General features: G+C 58.9%; 22 protein-coding genes and 1 pseudogene. 12 read left to right on the forward strand and 11 right to left on the reverse strand.

Annotated elements, in window-relative coordinates:
• Positions 1-127: 127 nt before the first annotated feature.
• From AC1MDT_RS23425 to AC1MDT_RS23455, 7 genes are all read left to right on the forward strand, one after another.
• Positions 128-1,792, forward strand: a complete 1,665-nt coding sequence (locus tag AC1MDT_RS23425; protein ID WP_480419161.1) for an OFA family MFS transporter — start codon at positions 128-130, stop codon at positions 1,790-1,792.
• Between the two features lie 271 nt (positions 1,793-2,063).
• Positions 2,064-2,657 carry an imidazoleglycerol-phosphate dehydratase HisB gene (gene hisB, locus AC1MDT_RS23430; protein ID WP_129439274.1) on the forward strand — a complete coding sequence of 198 codons (594 nt, stop codon included), beginning with the start codon at positions 2,064-2,066 and terminating at the stop codon, positions 2,655-2,657.
• Complete coding sequence (gene hisH / locus AC1MDT_RS23435) at positions 2,657-3,295, forward strand: imidazole glycerol phosphate synthase subunit HisH (RefSeq protein WP_480419162.1); 639 nt, start codon at positions 2,657-2,659, stop codon at positions 3,293-3,295. Before hisB ends, hisH begins: the two co-directional genes overlap by 1 nt.
• Positions 3,296-3,553, forward strand: a complete 258-nt coding sequence (locus AC1MDT_RS23440; protein WP_008024930.1) for a DUF2164 domain-containing protein — start codon at positions 3,296-3,298, stop codon at positions 3,551-3,553.
• 42 nt (positions 3,554-3,595) lie between these two features.
• Positions 3,596-4,333, forward strand: coding sequence for a 1-(5-phosphoribosyl)-5-[(5-phosphoribosylamino)methylideneamino]imidazole-4-carboxamide isomerase (gene hisA / locus AC1MDT_RS23445; RefSeq protein WP_008149420.1), 738 nt, complete (start codon positions 3,596-3,598; stop codon positions 4,331-4,333).
• 9 nt (positions 4,334-4,342) lie between these two features.
• Complete coding sequence (hisF, locus tag AC1MDT_RS23450; RefSeq protein ID WP_007949037.1) at positions 4,343-5,113, forward strand: imidazole glycerol phosphate synthase subunit HisF; 771 nt, start codon at positions 4,343-4,345, stop codon at positions 5,111-5,113.
• A gap of 168 nt (positions 5,114-5,281) precedes the next feature.
• The gene (locus AC1MDT_RS23455) at positions 5,282-6,037 is read left to right on the forward strand and encodes a substrate-binding periplasmic protein (protein ID WP_480419163.1); all 756 of its coding nucleotides are present in this window, start codon (positions 5,282-5,284) and stop codon (positions 6,035-6,037) included.
• On the opposite strand, the gene AC1MDT_RS23460 is transcribed toward AC1MDT_RS23455, so the two are convergent.
• From AC1MDT_RS23460 to gpmI, 5 genes are all read right to left on the reverse strand, one after another.
• Entirely contained in the window at positions 6,018-7,280 is a 1,263-nt protein-coding gene (locus AC1MDT_RS23460; protein WP_480419164.1) for a trypsin-like peptidase domain-containing protein, read from the reverse strand. The genes AC1MDT_RS23455 and AC1MDT_RS23460 overlap by 20 nt on opposite strands.
• Before the next feature lie 104 nt (positions 7,281-7,384).
• Positions 7,385-8,176, reverse strand: a complete 792-nt coding sequence (locus AC1MDT_RS23465) for a divergent polysaccharide deacetylase family protein (protein WP_480419165.1) — start codon at positions 8,174-8,176, stop codon at positions 7,385-7,387.
• Position 8,177: 1 nt separating this feature from the next.
• Complete coding sequence (locus AC1MDT_RS23470; protein WP_480419166.1) at positions 8,178-9,497, reverse strand: S41 family peptidase; 1,320 nt, start codon at positions 9,495-9,497, stop codon at positions 8,178-8,180.
• Positions 9,498-9,531: 34 nt separating this feature from the next.
• On the reverse strand, positions 9,532-10,827 hold the full coding sequence (locus AC1MDT_RS23475) for a murein hydrolase activator EnvC family protein (protein WP_480419167.1): 1,296 nt from the start codon (positions 10,825-10,827) through the stop codon (positions 9,532-9,534).
• 227 nt (positions 10,828-11,054) lie between these two features.
• Positions 11,055-12,584, reverse strand: a complete 1,530-nt coding sequence (gpmI, locus tag AC1MDT_RS23480; RefSeq protein WP_480419168.1) for a 2,3-bisphosphoglycerate-independent phosphoglycerate mutase — start codon at positions 12,582-12,584, stop codon at positions 11,055-11,057.
• A gap of 153 nt (positions 12,585-12,737) precedes the next feature.
• On the opposite strand from gpmI, the gene AC1MDT_RS23485 reads away from it, so the two are divergent.
• The 3 genes from AC1MDT_RS23485 to secB are packed head-to-tail and all read left to right on the forward strand — an operon-like array spanning position 12,738 to position 13,933.
• Positions 12,738-13,151, forward strand: a complete 414-nt coding sequence (locus AC1MDT_RS23485) for a rhodanese-like domain-containing protein (RefSeq protein ID WP_480419169.1) — start codon at positions 12,738-12,740, stop codon at positions 13,149-13,151.
• A gap of 1 nt (position 13,152) precedes the next feature.
• On the forward strand, positions 13,153-13,407 hold the full coding sequence (gene grxC, locus AC1MDT_RS23490) for a glutaredoxin 3 (RefSeq protein WP_414908979.1): 255 nt from the start codon (positions 13,153-13,155) through the stop codon (positions 13,405-13,407).
• 40 nt (positions 13,408-13,447) lie between these two features.
• A complete protein-coding gene (gene secB, locus AC1MDT_RS23495) occupies positions 13,448-13,933 on the forward strand; it encodes a protein-export chaperone SecB (protein ID WP_480419170.1) in 486 nt (161 codons plus the stop codon).
• A 131-nt stretch (positions 13,934-14,064) separates the two neighbouring features.
• Here the strand turns inward: secB and AC1MDT_RS23500 are convergent, their stop codons facing one another.
• Positions 14,065-14,520: a tRNA (cytidine(34)-2'-O)-methyltransferase gene (locus tag AC1MDT_RS23500; RefSeq protein ID WP_007949025.1), complete on the reverse strand. Its 456-nt coding sequence runs from the start codon at positions 14,518-14,520 to the stop codon at positions 14,065-14,067.
• On the opposite strand from AC1MDT_RS23500, the gene AC1MDT_RS23505 reads away from it, so the two are divergent.
• Positions 14,519-14,959 carry a hypothetical protein gene (locus tag AC1MDT_RS23505; RefSeq protein ID WP_480419171.1) on the forward strand — a complete coding sequence of 147 codons (441 nt, stop codon included), beginning with the start codon at positions 14,519-14,521 and terminating at the stop codon, positions 14,957-14,959. The genes AC1MDT_RS23500 and AC1MDT_RS23505 overlap by 2 nt on opposite strands.
• Before the next feature lie 603 nt (positions 14,960-15,562).
• Here the strand turns inward: AC1MDT_RS23505 and ntrC are convergent.
• From ntrC to glnA, 5 genes and pseudogenes are all read right to left on the reverse strand, one after another.
• Positions 15,563-16,999, reverse strand: a complete 1,437-nt coding sequence (gene ntrC, locus AC1MDT_RS23510; protein WP_480419172.1) for a nitrogen regulation protein NR(I) — start codon at positions 16,997-16,999, stop codon at positions 15,563-15,565.
• Positions 16,996-18,081, reverse strand: coding sequence for a nitrogen regulation protein NR(II) (glnL, locus tag AC1MDT_RS23515; RefSeq protein ID WP_480419173.1), 1,086 nt, complete (start codon positions 18,079-18,081; stop codon positions 16,996-16,998). Before glnL ends, ntrC begins: the two co-directional genes overlap by 4 nt.
• Positions 18,082-18,313: 232 nt before the next feature.
• Positions 18,314-18,929 (reverse strand): annotated as a pseudogene (locus AC1MDT_RS23520) (DUF4124 domain-containing protein); the annotation flags it as partial.
• A complete protein-coding gene (locus AC1MDT_RS23525; RefSeq protein WP_480419174.1) occupies positions 18,926-19,435 on the reverse strand; it encodes a DUF4124 domain-containing protein in 510 nt (169 codons plus the stop codon). The pseudogene AC1MDT_RS23520 and the gene AC1MDT_RS23525, both read right to left, overlap by 4 nt.
• A gap of 295 nt (positions 19,436-19,730) precedes the next feature.
• Entirely contained in the window at positions 19,731-21,137 is a 1,407-nt protein-coding gene (gene glnA, locus AC1MDT_RS23530; RefSeq protein WP_201115331.1) for a glutamate--ammonia ligase, read from the reverse strand.
• Positions 21,138-21,467: 330 nt separating this feature from the next.
• On the opposite strand from glnA, the gene thiI reads away from it, so the two are divergent.
• Positions 21,468-22,922, forward strand: a complete 1,455-nt coding sequence (gene thiI / locus AC1MDT_RS23535) for a tRNA uracil 4-sulfurtransferase ThiI (RefSeq protein ID WP_480419175.1) — start codon at positions 21,468-21,470, stop codon at positions 22,920-22,922.
• The last annotated feature ends 103 nt before the right edge of the window (positions 22,923-23,025 follow it).

Genomic DNA, 23,025 nt, shown 5'->3' on the forward strand with positions numbered 1-23,025 from the left:
TCCGTCCTTGTGTGACGTGATGTCGCACGGAAATGAAGCTTCATCCAGAAAACAGTCATGCCTGCGTGCATAAAGGCTGGGAATGAGGAGCGACTGGCGAGCCCTACTAATAATTGGGGGATACACAATGACCACGAGCATCTCGGCGGACGGCTTCAATGCCGCCCCGCCCGCGTTCCTGTCCAAGGAACGCATTATCGCCAAGCCCGGTTTTAACCGTTGGCTGGTACCGCCGGCCGCGCTGGCAATCCACCTGTGCATTGGCATGGCGTACGGCTTCTCGGTGTTCTGGCTGCCACTGTCCAAAGCCTTGGGTGTCACCAAGTCTGTAACCTGTGCCCCGGACATGAGCTTCATTTCGCAAATCTTCTCGTCGCAATGCGATTGGCCGATCTCGATGCTCGGCTGGATCTACACCCTTTTCTTCATCTTCCTTGGCTGCTCGGCCGCAATCTGGGGTGGCTGGCTGGAGCACGCCGGTCCGCGCAAGGCTGGTGTCGTATCGGCACTGTGCTGGTGCGGTGGTCTGCTGATTTCGGCGCTGGGGATTTATACCCACCAGATCTGGCTGATGTGGGTCGGTTCCGGGGTCATTGGCGGTATCGGCCTGGGCCTGGGGTACATCTCGCCTGTCTCGACCCTGATCAAGTGGTTCCCGGACAAGCGTGGCATGGCGACCGGCATGGCGATCATGGGTTTCGGGGGTGGCGCGATGGTGGGTGCTCCACTGGCAGCAGCGCTGATGGGCCACTTCGCATCGGCAGACAGCGTAGGCGTGTGGCAGAGCTTTCTGGTGATGGCCGCGATTTACTTTGTGTTCATGATCGGCGGCGCGTTGTCCTACCGCGTTCCGCCAACCGGATGGAAGCCTGAGGGCTGGACCGCTCCGGCGAAAAAAGCGTCGAACGCAATGATTACGCACCGTCACGTCCATGTGAACGTGGCATGGAAGACTCCGCAATTCCGTCTGGTGTGGCTGGTGTTGTGCCTGAACGTGTCCGCCGGGATCGGCATCCTCGGCATGGCGTCACCACTGTTGCAGGAAGTGTTCGCCGGTAAATTACTCGGTAACGACCTGACGTTCGGTCAGCTGGACGCGTCGCAGCTGGCCTCGATTGCGGCGATTGCGGCCGGTTTCACCGGTTTACTGAGTCTGTTCAACATCGGCGGCCGCTTTTTCTGGGCTTCGTTCTCGGATTATCTGGGCCGCAAAAATACTTATTTCGTGTTCTTCGCCCTGGGTTTTGCACTGTATGCGCTGATCCCGAACCTGGGTCACCTGGGCAATGTTGCACTGTTCGTGGCAGCGTTCTGCATCATCCTGTCGATGTACGGCGGTGGTTTTGCGACCGTTCCGGCCTATCTTGCGGACCTGTTCGGCACACAAATGGTCGGCGCGATCCATGGCCGTCTGCTGACTGCCTGGGCAGCCGCGGGCGTGTTGGGTCCGGTGTTGGTGAACTACCTGCGCGAATATCAGTTGAGCATCGGCGTGGAGCGCGCAGCGGCTTACGACATCACGCTGTACATCCTGGCGGGCCTGCTGGTGCTGGGTTTCATCTGTAACCTGCTGGTGCGTCCGGTGGCCGACAAGTACTTCATGACCGACGCTGAACTGGCCGCCGAACAGGCGCTGGGCCACGATAAAGGGGCTGACAACAGCACCGTGCTGGAGTGGAAAGCGGCGGCGGGCACCAAGCCGTTGGCGGTGGCTGCCTGGCTGGTGGTGGGTATTCCGTTGGCGTGGGGTGTTTGGGTGACCTTGCAGAAGACGGCGGTCCTGTTCCACTAACGCAAAAAACCTGTAGGAGCGAGCTTGCTCGCGAATGACGTTAACGATAATGCGTTCTTCCTGAACAAACGCGTTGCGCTCACGTCCTTCGCGAGCAAGCTCGCTCCTACATTTGATCCGCTCAAGGCGCAGAATCTGGCTTGTACTGACATGTATATCGCTGACAGCGCCGGATTCACTCCGTCAGTGATATCACCTCTCGTGTTTCTGTTTCCCGTCCGCGCCCCTATAATGGCTGCCTTTTTCGCCCAATGATTTTGCGGAGCTGGTGATGGCCGAACGTAAGGCGTCTGTCGAGCGCGACACTCTGGAAACCCAGATCAAAGCCTCGATCAACCTGGATGGCACCGGAAAGGCCCGATTTGATATCGGTGTACCTTTTCTTGAGCACATGCTGGACCAGATCGCCCGTCACGGGCTGATCGACCTGGATATTGTCAGCAAGGGTGACTTGCATATCGACGACCACCACACCGTGGAAGACGTCGGTATCACCTTGGGTCAAGCTTTCACCAAAGCCATCGGCGACAAGAAAGGCATCCGTCGTTACGGCCACGCCTACGTGCCGCTCGATGAAGCGCTGTCGCGCGTGGTGATCGACTTCTCCGGCCGTCCTGGCCTGCAGATGCATGTTCCTTACACCCGCGCCACCGTCGGCGGTTTTGACGTTGACCTGTTCCAGGAGTTTTTCCAGGGCTTCGTCAATCACGCCAACGTGAGCTTGCACATCGACAATCTGCGTGGGCACAACACCCACCACCAGATCGAGACCGTGTTCAAGGCTTTCGGCCGTGCACTGCGCATGGCGGTAGAGCTCGATGACCGCATGGCCGGTCAGATGCCATCGACCAAAGGCGTTCTGTAATGCAGACGGTCGCGGTTATCGATTACGGCATGGGCAACCTGCACTCGGTGGCCAAGGCCCTTGAGCACGTCGGTGCCGGCAAGGTCTTGATCACCAGCGATGCGGACGTGATTCGCGAAGCCGACCGGGTGGTTTTCCCCGGCGTCGGCGCGATTCGCGACTGCATGGCGGAAATTCGTCGCCTGGGCTTCGATTCGCTGGTACGTGAAGTCAGCCAGGACCGCCCGTTCCTCGGCATCTGCGTGGGCATGCAAGCCTTGCTCGACAGCAGTGAAGAGAACGACGGCGTCGACTGCATCGGCCTGTTTCCGGGTGCGGTGAAGTTCTTCGGCAAAGACCTGCATGAAGACGGCGAACACCTGAAAGTCCCGCACATGGGCTGGAACGAAGTGAAGCAGATGGTGAGTCACCCGCTCTGGCACAACATTCCGGACCTGGCGCGTTTCTATTTCGTGCACAGCTACTACATCGCGGCCGGCAACGCCCGGCAGGTGGTGGGTGGCGGTCACTACGGTGTTGATTTTGCCGCGGCGCTGGCCGATGGCTCGCGTTTCGCCGTGCAATTCCACCCGGAGAAAAGCCATACCCATGGCCTGCAATTGCTGCAGAACTTCGCGGCGTGGGATGGTCGCTGGTAAATGGCCGTCAAGAAGAAGCCGCCGATCCTGACCCTCACTCCCGAACAGGAGAACGAGGCCAATCACAAGATCAAACGCTTCATGGAAGACCGCTTCGAACTGGACCTGGGTTCGTTCGAAGCGGCCGAAATCCTTGAGCTGTTTACCCGTGAAATTGCGCCGCACTATTACAACAGGGCGATTTTCGATGTGCAGACGCACCTTAAAGAAAGGTTCGAAAGCATCGAAAGCGACTTGTGGGCGCTCGAGAAAAACTGATTTCCGAGCGAAGCTGAACACTCGAATTTGAAGGTTTGCCAGATGCTGATTATTCCCGCTATCGATCTCAAAGACGGTGCCTGTGTTCGTCTGCGCCAGGGCCGCATGGAAGATTCCACAGTGTTCTCCGATGACCCGGTGAGCATGGCTGCCAAGTGGGTGGAGGGCGGTTGCCGTCGTCTGCATCTGGTCGACCTGAATGGCGCCTTCGAAGGCCAGCCAGTCAATGGCGAAGTCGTCACGGCCATCGCCAAACGCTACCCGAACCTGCCGATCCAGATCGGTGGCGGTATTCGCTCGCTGGAAACCATCGAGCACTACGTGAAGGCGGGCGTGAGCTACGTGATCATCGGTACCAAAGCGGTGAAAGATCCGGCCTTCGTTGCTGAAGCCTGCCGCGCGTTCCCGGGCAAGGTTATTGTCGGCCTGGACGCCAAGGATGGATTCGTTGCCACCGACGGCTGGGCTGAAATCAGCACCATTCAGGTGATCGACCTGGCCAGGCAATTCGAAGCCGACGGCGTGTCCGCGATCGTTTATACCGACATCGCCAAAGACGGCATGATGCAAGGCTGCAACGTACCGTTTACCGCTGCTCTGGCCGCCGCGACGAAGATTCCGGTGATCGCTTCCGGCGGTATTCACAACCTCGGTGACATCAAGTCGCTGCTCGACGCCAAGGCGCCAGGCATCATCGGCGCGATCACCGGCCGGGCGATCTATGAAGGCACCCTCGACGTCGCTGAAGCGCAAGCTTTCTGCGATTCGTACAAAGGCTGAGGACTGACCATGGCGCTGGCCAAACGCATCATCCCTTGCCTGGACGTGGATAACGGCCGGGTCGTTAAAGGTGTGAAGTTCGAGAACATTCGTGACGCCGGCGACCCGGTGGAAATCGCCCGTCGTTACGACGAGCAGGGCGCCGACGAGATTACCTTTCTCGACATCACCGCCAGCGTCGACGGCCGCGACACCACGCTGCACACCGTCGAGCGCATGGCCAGCCAGGTGTTCATCCCGCTGACCGTGGGCGGTGGCGTGCGCACCGTGCAGGACATTCGCAACTTGCTGAATGCCGGCGCGGACAAGGTATCGATCAACACCGCAGCCGTGTTCAACCCGGAATTCGTTGGCGAAGCGGCGCAACATTTCGGTTCGCAGTGCATCGTCGTCGCTATCGACGCGAAGAAAGTTTCACTGCCGGGCGAAACCCCGCGCTGGGAAATTTTCACTCACGGTGGTCGCAAGCCGACGGGGCTCGACGCCGTTGAATGGGCGAAGAAGATGGAAGGCCTCGGTGCCGGTGAAATCCTGCTGACCAGCATGGACCAGGACGGCATGAAAAACGGCTTCGACCTGGGTGTTACCCGCGCCATCAGCGATGCTTTGGGTATTCCGGTGATTGCTTCCGGCGGTGTGGGCAATTTGCAGCACTTGGCCGATGGCATTCTCGAAGGCCACGCCAGCGCGGTATTGGCGGCGAGTATTTTCCACTTCGGCGAATACACCGTGCAGGAAGCCAAGGCCTACATGGCGCATCGCGGCATCGTGATGCGTTAGGCGTCTGCGAAAACTGCCTTCGCGACGCTCATGCGGTGTTGGAAGGCGGGCCCGCCTGATCGCCGCTCGGCGAGTTTTCGTACAGCGTTTCACAAACGATACAGGCCAGTGGACATCATGGCGGGCTCAAGGCACTCTTGGGTACGCCATGGATTTCGGTAGCCAGACATGCTCAAACGCCTTTTTCTTGTCCTTGCCAGCGTTTCTCTATTGCTCATCAATGGGGCGCATGCTGCAGAAAACCCCGGCCCCGACCTGGTGTTGCTGACGGAAAACTTCCCTCCGTACAACATGGCAAAGAACGGCAAAAACTTCGCTCAGGACGAGAACATCAACGGCATTGCCGTCGACATCGTCCGCGAGATGTTCAAGCGCGCCGAAATCACCTACAGCCTGACGCTGCGTTTTCCTTGGGAGCGGATCTACAAAATCGCCCTCGAGAAACCCGGTTACGGCGTATTCGTGATGGCGCGGCTGCCGGACCGCGAGAATCTGTTCAAGTGGGTCGGCCCTATCGGCCCGGACGATTGGATCATGCTGGCCAAGGCGGATAGCAAGATCAATCTGGAAACCCTGGACGATGCGCGCAAATACAAGATCGGCGCGTACAAGGGCGATGCGATTGCCGAGACATTGGCCAAGCAGGGTCTCAGCCCCGTCGTTGTGCTACGCGATCAAGATAACGCGAAGAAGCTGGTGAGCGGGCAGATTGATCTGTGGGCTACCGGCGACCCGGCCGGGCGCTATCTGGCGCGCCAGGACGGGATCACCGGGCTCAAAACGGTGCTTCGTTTCAACAGCGCCGAGTTGTACCTGGCGCTGAACAAGGAGGTGCCGGACGAAATCGTCACCAAGTTGCAGGCTGCGCTGGATCAGTTGCGCAAGGAAGGTGTGGTCGACGAGATCATGGGGCGGTATCTGTAGGTATTGATCTTGGCATTGCCTGTGGCGAACTGTTCGGAGTCGCGCTTAAGGACACGGCCATGGTGAATGCGTTATTCAATGTTGCCCGTGTCAGGCCTTGATCCGCCGCGCGAACGCCGATCACACAGAGTGCATGCACGCCGTTATGTGGCCCGATTGGCGTGTTGATATAGGCATCTTCAGTGCTGATGGCTTCGCTGTATTGAGCGGGTGTCTTGCAGTCTTCGGCGTCACGAACAATTTTGAATCGATAATAGGGCGTCTCGAGGGAAAACCTGAAGTCCCACCTGGGCAACTCTATTTGTCCGGTCGCACCGTGCGCTCTATAAACGTATGACTTGATATTCCAGGGTTCCATCACGGTCAAGTTGACCGTTTCCAGGGAGCAGTCCGCGCCATTGCTGGTAAAGATGCCATCGATGAAACAGTGATGCAGGAAGTTGACGGAGTAGCTGTAGTTGAAACGTGCCGCTTGGCACGAGGACGAGCGTTCGCAACCGGAAGCTGTAGGCGTGTGACGGGAAGCTTCAACTTTACTGACGATGCCGGTGATTGCATTGGTGCGTCGGTCCAGCATCGGGCTGCCGGAACCGCCTGCGTAAAGATCGCAACGGTTTCTCATGGCCAGGGGAAACACGCCAGGATGGTCAATAAACGTTCCGGCGGTTTGTTCATCGCAAACGCTTAATCGAAGTCCGTTTTCACTGAAGCCGCCAGGCGCGCCCACGTTGAGTACATCATGACTCTCTCGGGTTAGATGGGACGCCAGCTTGAGCGGATTGATCCCGGCTTGAATCAGCGAGGCCAGCGTGGCGTCCACTTCAAGCACTGCCAGATCAGTCCCCACCAGGCTGCTCCACCTGGCGCTGCGTACTGCGTAACGGCGATGGCGCTGGGGCGTGTCATGAAAGTAGTGGAAGGTTACGCTTGCCTCCATGGGCAGATCGGTCCGTGAAGAACCGAACTCGAACAGTACGCAATGCCCACTGGTGAGCAGGTAAGCAGGACCGGTGGCCAGGCCTTGTCTGTTTCGCGTGTTGAGGAGAACGGCAGTGCAGCGTTCTCCCGATTGAAGAGTGAGCCGTCCGATGCCGCTCCAGAGTTCGTAAGTGCGTTCGCTGTTTTGCAGGGCTCTCGACATTGAGCCGTTGGCGGCACCTTCTCCGAGGTCACGGGCGTGTGCGGCGGTATTTGGCAGAAGGCTGATGAGGGCGGTCAGGTAAACGTAGCTGAAGCATTTCATGTCCATTCCTTGGTGATGAAATTCAGGTGTGCCCCAGCGTGGCACGGCGCTGACTACCAAGAGACATACATAGTTATCGAACGACGGATTGGAGGGGGGATCAATTATCGCGGGGCCGGGAGGCGATACTGCCCATCCTTGCCGTGTGCAGCCGTTGCGCGATTGCCGCGCACGCTGATCATCATTTTGATATCGATCCAGTCGATTCCCTGCGCTTTGAGCTTGGGCAGTTCCCGCTCGAGAACGGCCAGCGTCTGCGGATACGGATGCCCGATCATCACGGCTGAACCCTGCTTGTGTGCCAGGTTTATCGCCGTCTGCAGCTGAGTGAAGATCGCCGCTTCAGTGCGCTCATCATCGAGAAACACATCCCGCGAAACGCTTGCCAACCCAATTTTCTGCGCCTCGGCCGCCGCGACTGTCTGCGCGCTGGTGCGGCTGTCGACGAAGAACTTGTTCCGGCGCTGCAAGTCCGCCATCAGCCAGGTCATGGCGGCCGGCTGAGCGGTCATGCGGCTGCCCATGTGATTGTTGATGCCCGCCGTAAAGGGCACGGCCTTGAACGCCGCGTTCAGGCGTTTTTCCAATTCATCGATGGGCAAGTCGGGATGCCAGGCAAATGGCCCGGTGGCCGGGTCCATGGGCATGTGCAGGATGACAATCTTGCCGGCGCGATGGGCTTCGCGGGCGAATTCACTGGCGTGGGGCGTGTCGGGCATGATCGCTGTGGTTACCGGGCCGGGCAAGGCCAGCACGCGGCGATCCCGGGGCAGGTCCTGCCCCAGATCATCGATGATCAGACTTAGATAGGCCTTTGGAGGCGCCGTCGCGACGGGCGCTGCATGAGCAACACCCGCCAGACAGCACAGCAGGCCGAGGATCAACCGCAGAGGCATCTCAGCGGCCGGAGGTGATGCTCAGCCCTTTGAGCAGACTCAGCGCCTGGGCCAATTGGTAATCATCATCCTGTGGCATCGGTTTGGCCTTGCCGCTGGAACCGGTCGGTTTGTCGGCGCCGCCGTTGCCATTGCCCAAGTGACCTTGCAGATCGGCTTCCTTGAAGTACTCGCCGTCCTGTTCGCTGGTGATCTTGGCCTTGCGCACTTCGATGTCCGGGACGATGCCCTGTGCCTGAATCGAGCGGCCGTTCGGCGTGAAGTACAGCGCCGTGGTGATCTTCAATGCGCGGTCGTTGTTCAACGGCAACACGGTTTGCACCGAGCCTTTGCCGAAACTGGTAGTGCCCATGACCACTGCGCGTTTTTGATCCTGCAAGGCACCCGCGACAATTTCCGAGGCCGAGGCGCTGCCGCCGTTGATCAGAACGACCATTGGCACGCCCTCGCTTTCGTCTTTGCCGGTGGCAGAGAAGCGCAGTTCGGAGTTGGCGATGCGGCCCTTGGTGTAGACGATCAAGCCCTTGGTGATGAAGTCGTCAACCACTTCCACCGCCGCTTGCAGCACGCCGCCGGGGTTGTTACGCAGGTCGAGGATGATACCTTTGAGTTTCTTGCCGTTTTCCTTGCGCAGCTTGGCCAGGGCCTTGGAGACCTCTTCGCCGGTCTTGACCTGGAACTGGGTGATCCGGATGTAGGCGTAACCCGACTCCAGCAGCTGGGCCTTCACGCTCTTCACTTGAATGACGGCGCGGGCCAGTGTTACGTCGAACGGCGTGCCGCCATCGCGTACCAGGGTCAGGGTGATTTTCTGGCCGATCTTGCCGCGCATTTTGTCGACGGCTTCGGTCATGCTTTGGCCGCGAGTCGGTTGGCCATTGATTTTGACGATGAAGTCGCCCGCCTGGATGCCCGCTTTGGAGGCCGGGGTGTCATCGATCGGCGAAACCACCTTGATGAAACCGTCTTCGGCGCCCACTTCGATGCCCAGGCCGCCAAACTCGCCGCTGGTGCTCTCCTGCAACTCGGCGAAGTCTTCCGGGCCCAGGTAGGCGGAGTGCGGGTCGAGGTTGCTGAGCATGCCCTTGATGGCGTTTTCCAGCAGGGTCTTGTCGTCTACCGGTTCGACATAGGCGGCCTTGATCCGGTCCATGACCTCGGCAAAGGTGCGCAACTCTTCCAGAGGCAACGGCGCCTTGGTGGTCGCGGCGGTGCCCGCAGGCGCGACAGCCGGGGCCGGTTGAGCGGCAAACGCCAGAGGCGCGCCGATCACCAGGGCGATCGTCAGGGCCAGCGAGGTAAGGCGAGACAAATGCAGCATGTCGAACGAACTCCTAATGTAGGTGACTCAACGCCTATCCCTGCGCGCGGCACCATTGCGCCGGATCACTCGGGTGACCCTGCTGACGAATAGCGAAATACAGCGCTGGTGTGTCCTGCCCGCCACTGTTGCCGACAGTGGAGATGGACTCACCGGCTTTTACCACGTCACCCGCAGACTTGAGCAGCGTCTGGTTGTGACCATACAGACTCAAAAAACCGTTGCCGTGGTCGAGAATCACCAGCAGTCCGGCACCGCGCAACCAGTCGGCAAACACCACGCGACCGCCATGTACGGCATGCACCTGACTGCCTGCCGCCGCGCTGATCATCACGCCGTCCCACTTGGTGCGGGCGTCGTCGCCTCGGGTTTCGCCAAAGCGTGCCAGCAGTCGACCATCAACGGGCCACGGAAGTTTTCCCCGGGTTGAAGCAAACGGGCCGCCAAAGGTCTCGCCTGAACTTGAAACCAGCGCGCCGGGTGTCGGTTTAGCGGGTTTGCGTGGGGCGTCAGTGGCAGCGTCTGCTTCAGCCTGAGCCTCACGTAAACGCTTTTTTTCAGCTTCCTGCTGGGCGATCAGCGCTTTTTGTCGCGCTTCTTCTGCCTCACGGGCCTGGCGGGCCAAGGTTTCTTCAATGGTTTTAAGGACTTTAGACAGGTCTGCCTGATCCTGCTCGCGAACGGCCAGTTTCTGATCGCGAGCCTTCACGTCTTCATTCAGCTTGGCCAGAACTTGCTGGCGCTCCTGGCGGACTTTGTCGAGTTCGTCGCGCTGGCTGTCGAGGCTGCTTTTTTGCACCAGCAATTGGGCCTGCTGCAGGGCGATGTCTTTTTCGACATTGGCCAGTTGGCGCAGGGTTTCGTTGAAGTTCTTCAGCTGCTCCAGGCGGGCCTGGCTCAGGTAGTCGTAATAAGTGAGGGTGCGGGCGAATTTTTCCGGGTTTTGCTGGTTAAGCAACAGCTTCAAATACTCCTGACGGCCGTTCTGATAGGCCGCACGGGCCTGAATGGCGATCAGTCGTTGCTGTTCAATGCGCGCGCTCTGGAGTTTTTTTTTCTCGGTATCGAGTCGCTGCAGCTCGGATTCGCTTTTCTTCAGCTCTTTTTGCAGGGCGTCGACCTGCTTCTCGAGCTTGCCCATCTCGGTCTCGGTGCCTTTAAGGTCTTTCTGCACGCCGGACTTTTCTTGTTGCAGCTTGCCCAGCAGTTTCTTCAGCTCGGCAATATCCTGACGCGTGGCGTCCAACTGTTGTTGGGTTTGCGCGCGCTCGTCAGCAAAGGCCGGTTGGAGCAGGCAAGTCAGAGCAAGGGCTATCAGGACGCGAAGCATAAAGGCGGGCGACACCAGGGAAAGGGACGGCCTAGTATGCCCGCCATGCGCCGCAAAAAAAACGCCCAATTGGGGTTGTGTGATAACTGGACGAAAAAACGCCGCAAACCAGTGTGGGAGCGAGCCTGCTCGCGATTGCATCAGTCCATTCAACAAACAGGTTGGTGTCAGATTGCTATCGCGAGCAGGCTCGCTCCCACAGGGTTTTGCGGCGTTTGTAAGACTGATTACACCAATATCGAAGTGCCTGTCATCTCGGCCGGTTTCTCAAGGCCCAGCAGCTTCAGCATGGTCGGCGCAACATCCGCCAGCACGCCGCCATCACGCACCTTGAGGTCACGCTTGCCGACATAAATGAACGGCACCGGCTCGGTCGTGTGGGCGGTGTGGGCTTGGCCGGTGGAGGCGTCGGACATTTGCTCGACATTGCCGTGGTCGGCGGTGATCAGGGCTTCGCCGCCGACTTTTTCCAGTGCATCGACGATGCGGCCGACGCACAGGTCCAGGCATTCAACGGCTTTCACCGCTGCGTCGAACACACCGCTGTGGCCGACCATGTCGCCGTTGGCGTAGTTAACGACGATCACGTCGTAACGCTGGTGTTCGATGGCGTCGACGATGCGGTCGGTCACTTCCGGGGCGCTCATCTCGGGCTGCAAGTCATAGGTGGCGACTTGTGGCGACGGGATCAGGATGCGCTCTTCGCCCGGGAACGGTTCTTCACGACCGCCAGAGAAGAAGAAGGTGACGTGGGCGTATTTCTCGGTTTCGGCGATGCGTAGCTGGGTTTTGCCGTTTTTCGCCAGGTAATCGCCCAGCACGTTTTCCAGGCTGCCGGCTGCGAACGCCGAGGGCGCGGGAATGCTGGCGGCGTATTGAGTCAGCATGACGAAGCCGGCCAGTTTCGGCTGGCGAGCACGTTCGAATTCCTTGAAATCGTTCTCGACAAAGACGCGGGTCAGTTCACGCGCACGGTCGGCGCGGAAGTTCATGAACACCACGGCGTCGCCGTCTTCGACTTTCACCGGCTCGCCAATGGACGTGGCTTTGACGAACTCGTCGCTCTCGCCACGTTCGTAAGCGGCTTGCAGGCCTTCCTGCGCAGTGGCGGCGTGGAATTCGCCTTTGCCATCGACAATCAGGTTGTAGGCCTGGGACACGCGGTCCCAACGGTTGTCACGGTCCATAGCGAAGTAACGGCCGATGATACTGGCGATCCGGCCTTTGCCGAGGGCCTGGAAGGCCGCGTCGAGCAATTCGATGGACGACTGCGCACTTTTCGGCGGCGTGTCGCGGCCATCGAGGAAGGCGTGCAGGTAGATTTTCTCGGCACCGCGCTTGTAGGCCAGTTCGGCCATGGCGACCAGGTGGTCCTGGTGGCTGTGAACGCCGCCATCGGACAGCAGGCCCATGAAGTGTACGGCTTTGCCGGCAGCAACGGCTTTATCCACAGCGGCGCAGATAGTGGGGTTTTCGAAGAACTCGCCGTCGCGGATCGATTTGGTCACACGCGTGAAGTCCTGATACACCACGCGGCCGGCACCAAGGTTCATGTGGCCGACTTCGGAGTTGCCCATTTGGCCGTCCGGCAGGCCGACGTCCATGCCGCTGCCCGAGATCAGGCCGTTCGGCACAGTAGCCCACAAGCGGTCCAGTACGGGCTTCTTGGCCGCAAATACGGCGTTGGATTCAGGGCTGTCACTGTGACCGAAGCCGTCGAGAATAATCAGGACCAAAGGTTTTGGCGTGGTAGTCATGGATTCCACTCGTGGCTGAGTTAAAAGGGGGCGATGGAAAAGGGAGTGGCAGTTTAAAGCGAAGTTCCGGCCACGTCACCGCCGGACGGGGTTTGGCCCACCATAGTGGCTGTGTATACTGGCCGACATTTTAACGCCCTGGAACCTCCTTCGATGGCTGCTCACCTGATTGAATTTGCCACTAACCACTATCTGCTCGTCGCTATCTTCGTCGTACTGCTGGCGTTGCTGATCGCTTATCAGATGCAAGGCGGCGGCCGCAGCCTGAGCACCGGTGAACTGACCGGGATGGTCAACAAGGAAGAGGGCGTAGTGGTCGACATTCGCTCGACCAAGGACTTCGCCGCCGGCCACATCGTTGGCGCGTTGAACATTCCTCACGACAAACTGACCGCTCGCGTCGGCGAACTGGAGAAGCACAAGGCCAAGACCATCATTCTGGTCGACGCCATGGGCCAGACTGCCGGCACTCATGCCCGCGAACTGATGAAATCCGGCTTCACCGCCGCGAAGCTTTCCGGCGGGATCTCCAGCTGGAAAGGCGACAACCTGCCGCTGGTGAAGTGATATGAGTAACGTCGTCGTCTATTCCAGCGATTACTGCCCTTATTGCTCGCGAGCCAAGTATTTGCTCGAGAACAAAGGCGTAGCCTTCGAAGAGATCAAGGTCGATGGCAAGCCGCAGGTGCGCGCCGCCATGGCTCAGAAAGCCGGACGTACGTCCGTGCCGCAGATCTGGATCGGCAGCACCCACGTGGGTGGTTGTGATGATTTGTTTGCCCTTGACCGCGCCGGCAAGCTCGACGCGCTGCTCAAGGCCTGATGCATTCCCTATAAGACCCCAAGATCAGAAAGGATCTGAGATGACTGACCAACAGAACACTGCAGCTAGCGAAGAAGAAACCGCACCGCAATTCTCCTTGCAGCGCATCTACGTACGTGACTTGTCCTTCGAAGCCCCGAAAAGCCCGGCGATCTTCCGCCAGCAATGGGAACCGAGCGTCGGTCTGGATCTGAATACCCGTCAAAAGGCTCTGGAAGGCGACTTCCACGAAGTCGTGCTGACCTTGTCCGTGACCGTGAAAAACGGTGACGAAGTGGCGTTCATCGCTGAAGTGCAACAGGCCGGGATCTTCCTGATCAAGAACCTGGACGATGCTTCGATGAGCCACACCCTCGGCGCGTTCTGCCCGAACATCCTGTTCCCGTACGCTCGCGAAGCCCTGGACAGCCTGGTTACCCGTGGTTCGTTCCCGGCCCTGATGCTGGCCCCGGTGAACTTCGACGCGCTGTACGCACAAGAACTGCAACGCATGCAGGCGGCTGGCGAGACTCAGACCGTTCAGTAAGCGGTTCCAAGCGCTGAAGCAATTCAATGTGGGAGCGAGCCTGCTCGCGAATAGGGAGTGTCAGATGACATCAATGTCGCCTGACACACCGCTTTCGCGAGCAGGCTCGCTCCCACATTTGTTATGGCGTGTTATTTGAAGCCGAGCTGACGCCAGCCTTCGTACACCGCGACGGCGACGGTGTTCGACAGGTTCAGGCTACGGCAACCTTCGCGCATCGGCAGGCGCAGGCGTTGTTCGCCGGGCAAGGCATCGAGCACTTCCGCCGGAAGCCCTCGGCTTTCCGGGCCGAACAGGAACGCATCGCCCTCGGCGAAACTGGCGTCGTGGAACGGTCGCGAACCCTTGGTGGTGAAGGCGAACAGTCGAGGATGACCCAGGCTTTCCAGGCAGCTGGCGAGGTCGGCGTGGCGTTGCAGGGTGGCGTACTCGTGGTAATCGAGGCCGGCCCGGCGCAGACGCTTGTCGTCCATCTCGAAGCCCAGCGGCTCGATCAAATGCAGGTGGCAGCCACTGTTGGCGCACAGCCTGATAACGTTGCCGGTATTCGGCGGAATTTCTGGTTGAAAAAGGATGACGTGAAACATGCACGGCTCCGAAGGTAGAGATGACGGGCATTCTACGCCGCCAGTCGACCCGCGTTCGAGACTATTCCCGCGGGTGATCGGTTCGCTGGCGATTGTCGGCATGATGGTGGGGTTGATGATCGGTCGCCTGACCACGCCTGACCCCAGCGAATTGCAGCAGGTCGACGTGACAAGCGATGGCCTGGTGGTGTGGTTCAACAACGAACCCAAGACCCACGGCGAGATCGTCGACGGCACTGTCGCGCTGTTGTTCGAGGCGCAAGGCAAGGCGCAGAAAGGTCAGCTCAAGCTCAACGACAAGGGCGTGAACTGGAGCGTACGTTTGAGTGATGGGGGGTTGTTGCTGACGGTAGTAGCGGCCCGGCCACTGCAAGGCGAGTGGGCCGGTAGCGAGGTCGATGACCGCTGGCGGCTGGAGATCCATCTCCGAGAGCAATAAAAGAGGGAATCCCCGGCCTGCCTGTACCAAGGTTCCCAAAACGGGAGGGCTCGCGCATGGCGTCGTGAGCCCGGTGTAAAGAAGGAACCCCTGACCTGCCTGTATCAAGGGCCCCAAAACGGGGTGGGCTCGTCGCTTATGCGGTGTGAGCCCGGTGTAAAGAGGGGAATCCCCGGCCTGCCTGTACCAAGGCCCCCGAAACTGGGTAGTGAACTGAATCACTGAATGGACTATTGCAGGGGGCGTGCCAGGTTTTAACAGGTTGAAACAATAAGTCGCTTCTAAACGCCGAAAGCCCCGTATTACGGGGCTTTCGTGTTTTTTCGATAGGGGTTCGATTGCGAACTCAGGTGAGTTTTCTGATCAGTTGCCGTGCGCGATTGCGGTTCACGGTGCATTGCGGCGGTGCACGGAGTACTAAGTGTGGGAGCGGGCTTGTTGGCGAAAGCGGTGTTTTATTTAGCATTGATGTGGAATGCGATGGCCCCTTCGCGAGCAGGCTCGCTCCCACAGTTGACCGCGTTCTTGCTGAACAACTCGGTTAACTGTGGGAGCGAGCCTGCTCGCGAAGGGATTTAGAGATCAGCGAAGAACCAAGGCTACTTAGCCCTCATCCCCCTCATCATCGTCCCCACCATCAACCTTCATGCCCAATTCCTTGATCTTGCGAGTGAGGGTATTTCGCCCCCAGCCTAGCAAGACAGCGGCATCTCGGCGGCGACCGGCGGTATGTTTAAGGGCGGTTTCGATCATGATCCGTTCGAAGGCGGGTACGGCGCTGTCGAGCAGGCTCGATTGGCCACGTGCCAGGGCCTGATCGGCCCATTGGCGCAGCGCTTGCTCCCAGTTGGTCACCGGCGCCGAATCCTGCGGCAGGCTCAGCAGCTCTGGCGGCAAGTCGCTGATGTGCACTTCACGACCCGAAGCCATCACCGTGATCCAGCGGCAGGTGTTCTCCAGCTGACGTACGTTGCCGCCCCACGGCAGGTTCTTCAGGTATTCCTCAGTCTCGCTTTTCAGCAGCTTTGGCTCGACCGCCAGTTCCTGCGCGGCGCGGCTGAGGAAGTGCTTGGCCAGGGTCGGGATGTCTTCGCGACGGTCGGACAGGCGTGGGATGTGGATGCGGATGACATTCAGGCGATGGAACAAGTCTTCGCGGAATTTCCCGGCCTGCACCAAGGTTTCCAGGTTCTGGTGAGTCGCGGCAATGATGCGCACATCGACTTTCACCGGCACATGGCCGCCAACCCGGTAGAACTCGCCGTCCGCCAGCACCCGCAGCAAACGGGTTTGGGTGTCCGCCGGCATGTCGCCGATTTCGTCGAGGAACAACGTGCCGCCGTCTGCCTGTTCAAAGCGACCGCGACGCAGGTTGGCGGCGCCAGTGAACGCGCCTTTTTCATGGCCGAATAGTTCGGACTCCATCAGGTCTTTCGGGATGGCCGCCATGTTCAACGCAATGAACGGCGACGACGCGCGAGGGCTGTGACGGTGCAGGGCGTGAGCGACCAGCTCTTTACCGGTCCCGGATTCGCCATTGATCAGCACGGTGATGTTGGAGTGGCTCAAGCGCCCGATGGCGCGAAACACTTCCTGCATCGCGGGTGCTTCACCGATGATTTCCGGGGTGCGGGTCAGCGTTGGGGCGACTTCCAGGCCTTGCTGTTCCTGAGCGTGCTGGTTGGCGCGCTTGACCAGCGACACCGCTTCATCGACATCGAACGGTTTGGGCAGGTATTCAAATGCGCCGCCCTGATAGGACGCGACAGCGCTGTCCAGATCCGAGTGAGCGGTCATGATGATGACCGGCAGCCGTGGGTGCTGTTCGCGAATCCGCGCCAGTAGGTCCAGACCGCTGGCGCCCGGCATACGGATGTCAGAGATGATCACGTCTGGCTGCTGGCGCGCCAGGCGACTCATCACGCCATCGGCGCTGTCGAAGCTTTGCGTGGTCATGCCTTCTTGTTGCAAGGCTTTTTCCAGGACCCAACGGATAGAACGGTCGTCATCGACGATCCACACGGTTTCACTACGGCTCATGTCGATGTGGCTCCTTGTTCCAGTGGCAGAAAGATCGAGAAGGTGGTGTGGCCTGGGTGGCTGTCACATTCGATCAAACCCTGGTGCTGGCTGATGATGTTCTGGGTAATGGCCAGGCCCAGCCCGGTACCGTCCGGGCGACCGCTGACCATGGGAAAGAAGATGGTTTCCTGCAGTTCCGCAGGAATGCCCGGACCGTTGTCGATGATCTCGATCTTGGTCACCAGGCGATGGCGCACGTGGCCAATGGTGAACTGGCGCAAGGCGCGGGTGCGCAAACTGATGCGGCCAAGGCGCAGCTCGTTCTGGCTGCTGATCGCCTGCATCGCGTTACGCACGATGTTCAGGACCGCTTGAATCATTTGCTCGCGGTCGATCAATACATCGGGAATGCTCGGGTCGTAGTCGCGCACCAATGTGATGCAACCCTGGCTTTCGGCCTCCACCAGATGGCAGACGCGCTCCAGCACTTCGTGAACATTGCACATGGCCAGCGACGGCAACTTGTTGGAACCGAGCATGCGATCCACCAGATTGCGCAGGCGGTCGGCTTCTTCAATGATGACATTGGTGTAGTCGCGCAGGTTTTCATCCGGCAGCTCGCGCGCCAGCAGTTGTGCGGCACCGCGAATCCCGCCGAGCGGATTCTTGATTTCATGAGCAAGACCGCGAACCAGCATCTTGCTGGTTTCCTGTTTCGACAACTGCGCCTCTTCCTTGGTGATCCGCAGCAAGCGGTCCCGAGGGTGGACTTCCAGCAGTAGCATGGTCGCGCCGTTGGCCAGGATGGGCGTTACCGCATAGTCGACGGTCAGCGTCTGGCCGGTGAGTGCGGTGAGCATGGCTTCGCGTTTGGTAAACGGATGGGCCTGCTCCACTGCCTGGCGCAAGGAATTCAGCGCCTCAGCGGATTCGGTGAACAACTCGCTGATGAACTGCCCATGGCTACGCTGACCGCTGATGGCCAGAAGCATCTCCGCCGCCGGGTTCATGTACTCGAGGCGCAGTTCGGCATCGAGCAAAATGGTTGCGGTGGTCAGGTTGTCGAGTAGCAAGCGGTGTAGTGCGTCGCTAATGGTCATCAGGACCTCTTTTGGAGCGGAGCGTGCGCAAAAAAAACGCGCTGATACAAGGAAAATGCAAAAACCAAACCAAGGCTCCGAAAAGAAGCGTTTAAGGCCTGAAACGGGCGTTTGACGCTCGTTTGCGTGGCGTTCTGCCAGCTTTTACGGGTACTTTCGAACCAAAATGGGTTGGTATGTGGGAACGGTGCAGCTTATTGCACCAATATAGAGCGCAAACCTGAACGAGGTTAAAAAAACGCAGGGAGGGTTTTTTAATCTTTGGGTTTGTCTTTGAGAGGGCATTCCGGCCGTTGGCCGTCATCGCCGAGGGTGCAGGGTTTGACCTGGCGTTTCTGCGCGAGGGATATGCGCAGCATGTGAAAAGGCTGATTGGCGGTGTGTTCGACGGTGCGGTCCTGTTCGTCGAGGATTTCCACGGACAGGTGATGGCTGCCTCGGTCGATATTGCTCAGGGCGAACACCGGGCTTGGGCCAGGATCTGCAGTCGGTTGGCCGTCGAGCAACAAGCGGTAACGATGCCCGCGTTGCAGGCCTGGTTCGCTGGTGACGCTGACGATCAACTCGCCGGCGTTACTGCGAACTGTGGCGTCGGGCGCTGGCACCAACACGCTCAGCAGGTCGTAGTGGAACAGTGGTTTTGTTTCAGTTTTTTTCCCGGCAATTTCCGGCGGTACACCGCTCGGGTTGGCGGGCATGCGATTGCCGGGGGGCGTCGGCACACGCTTGGCGTTGCCGGCGCCGGGTTGGTCGGTAAAGACTCGGTTGCCCTGGGCATCAACGTAAGTGAAGACTTCGGCGATGGCGGGCACGGTGATGAAGCACACGAGCAGCGGCCACAGCCTCATGGCTTATGCACCCGTTGTACGGTGAAGGTCACGGTCGGACTCTGCTGGACGATGTTTTCCCCGTCGATCACCTGTACCGCGAGGCTGTGTTCACCACGATCAATGTCGACCAGCTGCAGGATCGGCACGTTACTCGGCTGACCGTAAGGTTGATCGTCCAGCAATAGCCTGAATAAGTGCGGGCCTTGCAGGCGGGGTTTGATCAGTACGTTGACGGTGAAGGTGCCGTTGTTGGCGCGCAGGGCTCCGCTGGTGGGCAAGTTGCTCGGCTCCAGTAGCTCGTAGGCTTTTGAAGGCTGTTCGCTGCTGCTGGCATCGGTGGGTGGCGCAGGAGAGGGCTGGCGTTCAATGCTATTGAGCGGCGGCAACTCGACCGGTTGTGCCTTCACCCCGTCAGGTGGTTGATCGCTGTAGGCCATGCTGCCTTCGGCGTCGGTGTACTTATAAATCTGCGCCGCGGCGGGCAGGGCGATGAACAGCCACATCAATAGACAACCACGACCCATAAAATCAACCGGAAGCGAGAGCGTTGGGTTGCAGCATAGGTCAGGGAGGAGGGTTAGCCCAAGGCGTTAACATTTGGGCATGATTTACTGATCTCTATCTGGCACCGCTGTCCCTGTGGGAGCGAGCTTGCTCGCGATGGCGGTGGATCAGCCGACATCCATGTTGAATGAGCAAATGCTATCGCGAGCAAGCTCGCTCCCACAGTGTTTTTGCCAGTCTCTAAATCGGGCGCATAAAAAAGGCCTCCCGAAGGAGGCCTCTTTTTGTCACGCCGCTTGCGCAGGCGCTACCGGATTAGCAGCTGTAGTACAGCTCGTATTCCAGTGGGTGTACGAAGGTGCGTACTTTGATTTCTTCTTCGCTTTTCAGGGCGATGTAAGCGTCGATGAAGTCGTCGCTGAAAACGCCGCCTTTGGTCAGGAACGCACGACCTTTGTCCAGCTCTTCCAGGGCTTCTTTCAGGCTGCCGCAAACTTGTGGGATCTCTTTCGCCTCTTCAGGCGGCAGGTCGTACAGGTTTTTGTCAGCTGCATCGCCAGGGTGGGTCTTGTTCTGGATGCCGTCCAGGCCGGCCATTACCAGGGCAGCGAAGGCCAGGTACGGGTTGGCTGCCGGATCCGGGAAGCGGGCTTCGATACGGCGAGCGCGAGGGCTGGACACGTAAGGAATACGGATCGAAGCGGAACGGTTACGAGCCGAGTAGGCCAGCATTACCGGTGCTTCGAAACCTGGGACCAGACGCTTGTAGGAGTTGGTCGACGGGTTGGTGAAGCCGTTCAGGGCCTTACCGTGCTTGATGATGCCGCCGATGAAGAACAGGGCGGTGTCGGACAGGCCGGCATAGCCTTCGCCAGCGAAGGTGTTCTTGCCATCTTTAGCGATGGACAGGTGAACGTGCATACCCGAACCGTTGTCGCCGTACAGAGGCTTAGGCATGAAGGTCGCGGTGCGGCCGTATGCATCAGCAACGTTGTGTACGCAGTACTTCAGAGTCTGTACTTCGTCAGCCTTGGCTACCAGGGTGTTGAACTTCACACCGATTTCGTTCTGGCCGGCAGTGGCCACTTCGTGGTGGTGAACTTCGATGACCAGGCCCATTTCTTCCATGGCGTTGCACATGGAAGTACGGATTTCGTGGTCGTGGTCGAACGGCGGAACAGGGAAGTAGCCGCCTTTGACGCCTGGACGGTGGCCACGGTTGCCGCCTTCCACGTCCTGGTCGGACATCCACGAACCTTGTTCGGAGTAGATTTTGAACATCGAGCCGGAGATGTCGGACTTGAACTTCACTTCGTCGAAGATGAAGAATTCTGGCTCTGGACCTACGAATACGGTGTCGCCGATACCGGTCGACTTCAGGTATTCCTCGGCACGCTTGGCGATCGCACGTGGGTCACGGTCGTAGCCTTGCATGGTCGAAGGCTCGATCACGTCGCAAACCAGAATCAGGGTTGGCTCTTCGGTGAACGGGTCGAGGACGGCAGTGCTGTCGTCCGGCATCAGGATCATGTCGGAGGCTTCAATGCCTTTCCAGCCAGCAATGGAGGAACCGTCGAACATTTTGCCTTCTTCGAAGAAAGCGTCATCCAGCGCGTCGCGAGCCGGCATGGTCACGTGGTGCTGAGTGCCTTTGGTGTCAGTGAAGCGCAGATCAATCCACTTGACGTCATGATCTTTGATGAGTTGAACCGACTTCGACATAGTGTCCTCCGGGTGGCTTCGGGCTTAGTAGTGGATGCCCTTAGAATGTGGGTGATGCCGGCGCGAATACTCTGCCAAGGCAACCTGCCTCACAAGGGAGCAAATTGCATGCCAGTGCCCCGCCATGGGTTTTCTGCCCCAATATCACGCTTATAAAGGCAGTCGGCGTCTTAAAGCGAGAAATATCGCCCTACAATGTTGCGTTAAATTTCATAAATGACCTGTTTTGGTGCGCGCGAAACCTTCTGCACATTAACTGGTTAAACCTTGAGCAATTTCCGCTATAATCCGCGCCCCCCTTTTTCGGCTGGCCCAGCGCGCGCTGTTTTCATGAAACTAATCGTAAAAGTCTTCCCCGAGATCACCATCAAGAGCCGCCCGGTACGGATGCGTTTCATCCGCCAGTTGGCCAAAAACATCCGCACGGTGCTCCGCGACCTGGACCCGGCCGTGGTGGTGAACGGTGTGTGGGACAATCTCGAGCTGGAAACCCGCGTCAGCGAGCCCAAAGCCCTGAAGGAGATGACCGAGCGCCTGAGCTGCATGCCGGGCATCGCGCATTTTCTGCAGGTCGATGAATACCCGTTGGGTGACTTCGACGACATCGTCGCCAAGTGCAAGCAGCACTTCGGCGATTCGTTGGCCGGGAAGATTTTTTCGGTGCGCTGCAAGCGTGCCGGCAAGCATGAATTCAGCTCGATGGACGTCGAGAAATACGTCGGCAGCCAACTGCGTCGTCAGTGCGGCGCCGCCGGAATCTCGCTCAAAACGCCGGAAATCGAAGTTCGCATCGAAATTCGCGACAAACGGTTGTTCGTGATCCACAGCCAGCACAACAGCATCGGCGGTTATCCGCTGGGCGCCCTGGAACAGACGCTTGTGCTGATGTCCGGCGGCTTCGATTCCACCGTGGCGGCCTACCAGATCATGCGCCGCGGCCTGATGAGCCATTTCTGCTTCTTTAATCTGGGCGGACGTGCCCATGAACTGGGCGTCATGGAAGTCGCGCATTTCATCTGGAAGAAGTACGGCAGCTCCCAACGCGTGTTATTTGTCAGTGTGCCGTTCGAGGAAGTACTGGGAGAAATTCTCGGGAAAGTCGATAACAGTCATATGGGTGTAGTTTTGAAGCGTATGATGTTGCGCGCTGCTTCCCGTATTGCCGATCGACTCGACATCGAGGCGCTGGTCACCGGTGAAGCGATTTCCCAGGTTTCCAGCCAAACGCTGCCGAACCTGTCCGTGATCGACTGCGTGACCGACAAGCTGGTTCTGCGTCCGCTGATCGCCAGTCACAAGCAGGACATCATCGACCTGGCCAACGAAATCGGCACCGCCGACTTCGCGAAGCACATGCCGGAGTACTGCGGGGTCATCTCGGTGAATCCCAAGACCCACGCCAAGCGTCCGCGCGTGGAGCATGAAGAGAAAGAATTCGACATGGCGGTACTCGAGCGTGCGCTTGAGAACGCCAAACTGGTACCGATCGATCGGGTCATCGACGAATTGGGCCAGGATGTGCAGATTGAAGAAGTCAGCGAAGCGCTGGCCGGTCAGATCATCATCGACATCCGTCACCCGGATGCCGCTGAAGACGACCCGCTGAGCCTGGCTGGTATCGAGGTACAAACGATGCCCTTCTATGCATTGAACGCTCGTTTCAAGGAACTGGACCCTACTCGCCAGTACCTGCTGTATTGCGACAAAGGCGTGATGAGTCGCCTGCATGCCCACCATTTGCTCAGTGAGGGGCATGCCAATGTGCGCGTTTATCGACCGAGCTAAGTGCCCGGGGCTGTTTGCCTGTGGCCTGCGTCACCGGCCCCCCGACGCCGCCGTCAAGCTGTAACGGCTTTGCCGGACTCTACTGTTAATCGCTGCCAAGACT

The organism is Pseudomonas sp. ASL7, from assembly GCF_056680375.1.